At 58.1% G+C, this 3,619-nt stretch carries 3 protein-coding genes; 2 read left to right on the top strand and 1 reads right to left on the bottom strand.

Annotation, left to right across the window (positions count from 1 at the left end; all coding sequences use genetic code 11):
- Together AC2FJB_RS22720 and AC2FJB_RS22725 are read left to right on the top strand one after the other, a co-directional pair.
- A partial coding sequence (locus AC2FJB_RS22720; protein WP_496721213.1) for a COG4223 family protein occupies positions 1-1,093 on the top strand: 1,093 nt, incomplete at its 5' end.
- A 10-nt stretch (positions 1,094-1,103) separates the two neighbouring features.
- The gene (locus AC2FJB_RS22725) at positions 1,104-2,597 is read left to right on the top strand and encodes a heme biosynthesis protein HemY (protein WP_496721211.1); all 1,494 of its coding nucleotides are present in this window, start codon (positions 1,104-1,106) and stop codon (positions 2,595-2,597) included.
- Positions 2,598-2,646: 49 nt separating this feature from the next.
- On the opposite strand, the gene AC2FJB_RS22730 is transcribed toward AC2FJB_RS22725, so the two are convergent.
- Positions 2,647-3,483: an IS110 family transposase gene (locus AC2FJB_RS22730; protein ID WP_496819144.1), complete on the bottom strand. Its 837-nt coding sequence runs from the start codon at positions 3,481-3,483 to the stop codon at positions 2,647-2,649.
- Between the last annotated feature and the right edge of the window lie 136 nt (positions 3,484-3,619).

Here is a 3,619-nt window from a genome sequence, read left to right on the forward strand (position 1 = left end):
CGAAGCCGAAGCCGAAGCCGAAGCCGAAGCCGAAGCCGAAGCCGAAGCCGAAGCCGAAGCCGAAGCCGAAGCCGAAGAAATCGCTCCGGTCGAGGAAAAAGTTGTTGAGCGCGTCGTTGAAAAGCGTGGCGGGTTTGTGCCTGCTTTGCTGGGTGGTGCCATTGCAGCCGCTGTCGGGTTTGCGCTGGGCAATGGTGGGCTATTGTCAGGTGGCTCTGACACTTCGGATACCTTGGCGGCGTTGGAGTCCAAACTGGCAGACCAATCCGACCAGATTGCCAAGCTGTCGCAAGAGCTTGCAAACAGTCCGGATGTTGCCGGTTTGACGGATCAGGTCAAAGCGCTGTCCGACAAACTGACACCCGTGGAAGGTGACCTGAGTGCGATCAAATCTACTGTGGATACGCTGTCAGGCCAGATCGGACCATTGTCAGACCGAATCGCGACGCTGGAGAAGACCCCGATCGAATCCAGCGTGTCGCCCGAATCCATGGCCGCCTTTGAAGCTGAGCTGAAGAAGCTTCAGGATTCTCTGGCCTCGCAACGTGCCGAAGTTGAAAAAATGGTTTCGGACGCTCAGGCGCTTGAGGCAAAAGCATCAGCCGACGTGCAAACTGCGGCAAATGCCGCTGTTCTGTCCCGCTTGCATGGCCAGTTGGATGCGGGCCAGCCCTATTCCGATCTTGTTGCGGAACTGAAGGCAGGCGGTGTGGATGTGCCGGATGCTCTGTCCGGGTCGGCTGAGAAAGGTGTGGAAACCCTCTCCTCTCTGCGGGCCAGCTTCGCGCCTGCGGCCCGAGCAGCGCTGGCAGAAGCGCGTGATGCCGACAAGGGCACTGGCCTGATTGCCTTCCTGCAACGTCAAACAGGCGCGCGGTCGGTCATGCCCCAGGAAGGGGATGGGCCAGATGCCGTCCTGTCACGTGCACAGGCTGCGCTCGCGGACGGAGACCTGGTCAAAGCCCTGAGTGAATTGAAATCACTTCCCGAAGCGGCGAAGGCTGCAATGGCCGATTGGGAACAGGCGGCCCAAACACGGGTCGCGGCCGTCGATGCGGCGAATACACTGGCTTCCAGCCTGAACTCGAACTGAAGGACCTGCCATGCTGTGGTCACTGTTTAAGATCCTTGTTTTTGTTGCGATTATTGGCCTGCTGGCGCTGGGCGGTCACTTCCTGATGCAAACCAGTGGCGGGGTTCAGATCACCGTCGCGGGCACAGAATTCACGCTGGGGCCGCTTCAGTCAGTGATCGCGCTGGGTGTGTTGGTCATTGCAGTCTGGCTGTTTTTCAAGTTGCTCAGCCTGCTGATCGCAACGCTGAAATTCCTGAACGGTGACGAAACTGCCTTGTCCCGGTATTTTGACCGAAATCGCGAGCAAAAGGGATATCAGGCGCTGGCTGATGGCCTGATGGCGCTGGCCTCGGGCGAAGGGCGCGTGGCGATGACCAAAGCCACCAAGGCCGAAAAACTGCTGAACAAGCCTGAGCTGACAGATCTGTTTGTGGCACAGGCCGCCGAGATGACCGGTGACACGAAAAAGGCATCGGATACTTATAAAAAACTGGTGACCAACAACGCGACCCGGTTTGTTGGCGTACGCGGGATCATGAAGCAGAAGCTGGCCGAAGGTGATGATGAAACGGCCCGCAAACTTGCCGAGAAGGCCCTGGCGATCAAACCGCGTCACGAAGAGACGCAGGATGTGTTGCTGAACCTGCAAACCAAGGCGCAGGATTGGGCCGGGGCGCGTTCGACCCTGACCTCCAAGTTGAAGGCCGGGTATTTGCCGCGCGATGTTTTCAAACGGCGCGACGCTGTTCTGGCCTTGTCCGAAGCCAAAGGCATTCTGGACGAAGACGCGACCGTCGAACAGCAGGAGCGCGCGATCGAAGCCAATCGTCTGTCGCCCGATCTGGTGCCTGCCGCTGCCATGGCCGCCCGCGCGTATATCGCCAAAGGCAAACCCCGGGCTGCGACCAAGATTCTGAAAAAAGCATGGGAGGTTCAGCCACACCCGGATCTGGCCCATGCCTTTGCCGAAATCGTACCGGATGAAACTCCCGAGCAACGTATCAAGAGGTTCACGGCGCTAACCCGCATTCACCCCGAGAATATGGAAACGCGCCTGATTCTGGCAGAATTGAACATCGTGGCCGAGGATTTCCCCGAAGCCCGCCGTGCGTTGGGTGATTTGGTTGAAAAGCAAGGTGATGCGCGCGCCTACACGTTGATGGCTGCGATCGAACGTGGCGAGGGGGCCTCGGACGCCGTTGTGCAAGGCTGGTTGGCCAGGGCGCTGAATGCGCCGCGTGGTCCGCAATGGGTGTGCACCAACTGCCATGATATCCAACCCGAATGGGGGCCGGTCTGCCAGAACTGCGGAAGCTTCGACACACTCAGTTGGCAAACGCCGCAAACGCCCGAGATCGCAAGCGCGACCGGCGTACACATGTTGCCTTTGATCGTTGGTGCGCTTGAGGATCAATCAGAAGAGCCCGAAGTCGCGGAACCTGTGGATGAGGTCGATGTGGTCGAAGTGGCGGCAGACGCCGTAGAGGTTGCAGAGGAAGACGAGGCTCAAAAGCAGGCCTGAGCCCCGCAACGCCCAACTATCAATTGTCGGCCCTGGCAACTGTTTCTTTTTATGCAGGTTGAGGTGTCCATTTCTGGCGCGTTTTGCAGAGAGCGTTTGCGGCTGTGACAAGCTTTCTTGCAACAGCAGTGATGATGACCTTGTGAGGTTTTCCGGCGGCGCATAGGCGGTTGGCGACTGTCTTGAGGACTGGATTGTGATTGCTGGCGACGAGAGCGGCCTGGAATATCACATGCCATAGCAATCGTCGGCCACCGCCAATTGTGCGCCGACCACGCATGGGTCCGCTGTCATGTGCAATTGGCTCAAGGCCTGCGAGCGCGGCGGCTTGCTCGCTGGTGATCTGGCCGAGTTCTGGCATCTCTATGATCGGCATGGTGCTGGCAACCGGTCTGATCCCGGAAACGGAACGCGGGATGCCAGCCGTCGTGGCAAGTCTCTCATCTGTGGCGATGGTATGTTCGATCCGGGCCTCAAGCTCTGCAATCTGATAATCCAGCAGGTCTTTCAATTTGGCATCCATGGCTTTGAACATGTCAGCCGATCCCAGCATCCCATGCGCCTTGATCTGCGCCAGAAGCCGATTTCGCGTCTCGACAAGTTGTCCGCGCTTGGACAGCAAGGCTCTGAGAAGACGTATCTTTGCATGTGGAAGGTTGCGCCCTGCATCAGGTCGGATATCCATGAACTGCGCAATGAGTTCTGCATCGATCCTGTCCGTTTTCGCCCTCGTGCCTCGACTGGCTGCCAAAGCCTTTATTTGAGCTGGCGGCAATTTCCGCGTCGTGACCCCTTCTGCGTCAAGGCCAGACCACAGATGCCATTCCTGCCCGCTGGTGGCTTCCAAGCAGACACGGGCATTTTGTGAGAGCGCCAGGTCGCCCAAGCGTACGTGTCCTTCATGGTATTGGGCATTCGCAGTCTTTGGTTGCTTGGCAGGCAATATGTCTGACGTCAGCACCAATGGGACAGTTTAGGTTGATTTGATAAGAGAGGGTTTCTGGCTCATCGTAACCGCCAAG

The sequence above is a fragment of the Ruegeria sp. CDSC085 genome (assembly GCF_059610465.1).

Excerpts from the sequence above, each read along its gene's own strand:
- AC2FJB_RS22725 (WP_496721211.1), top strand. The coding sequence starts at position 1,104 with ATGCTGTGGTCACTGTTTAAGATCCTTGTTTTTGTTGCGATTATTGGC.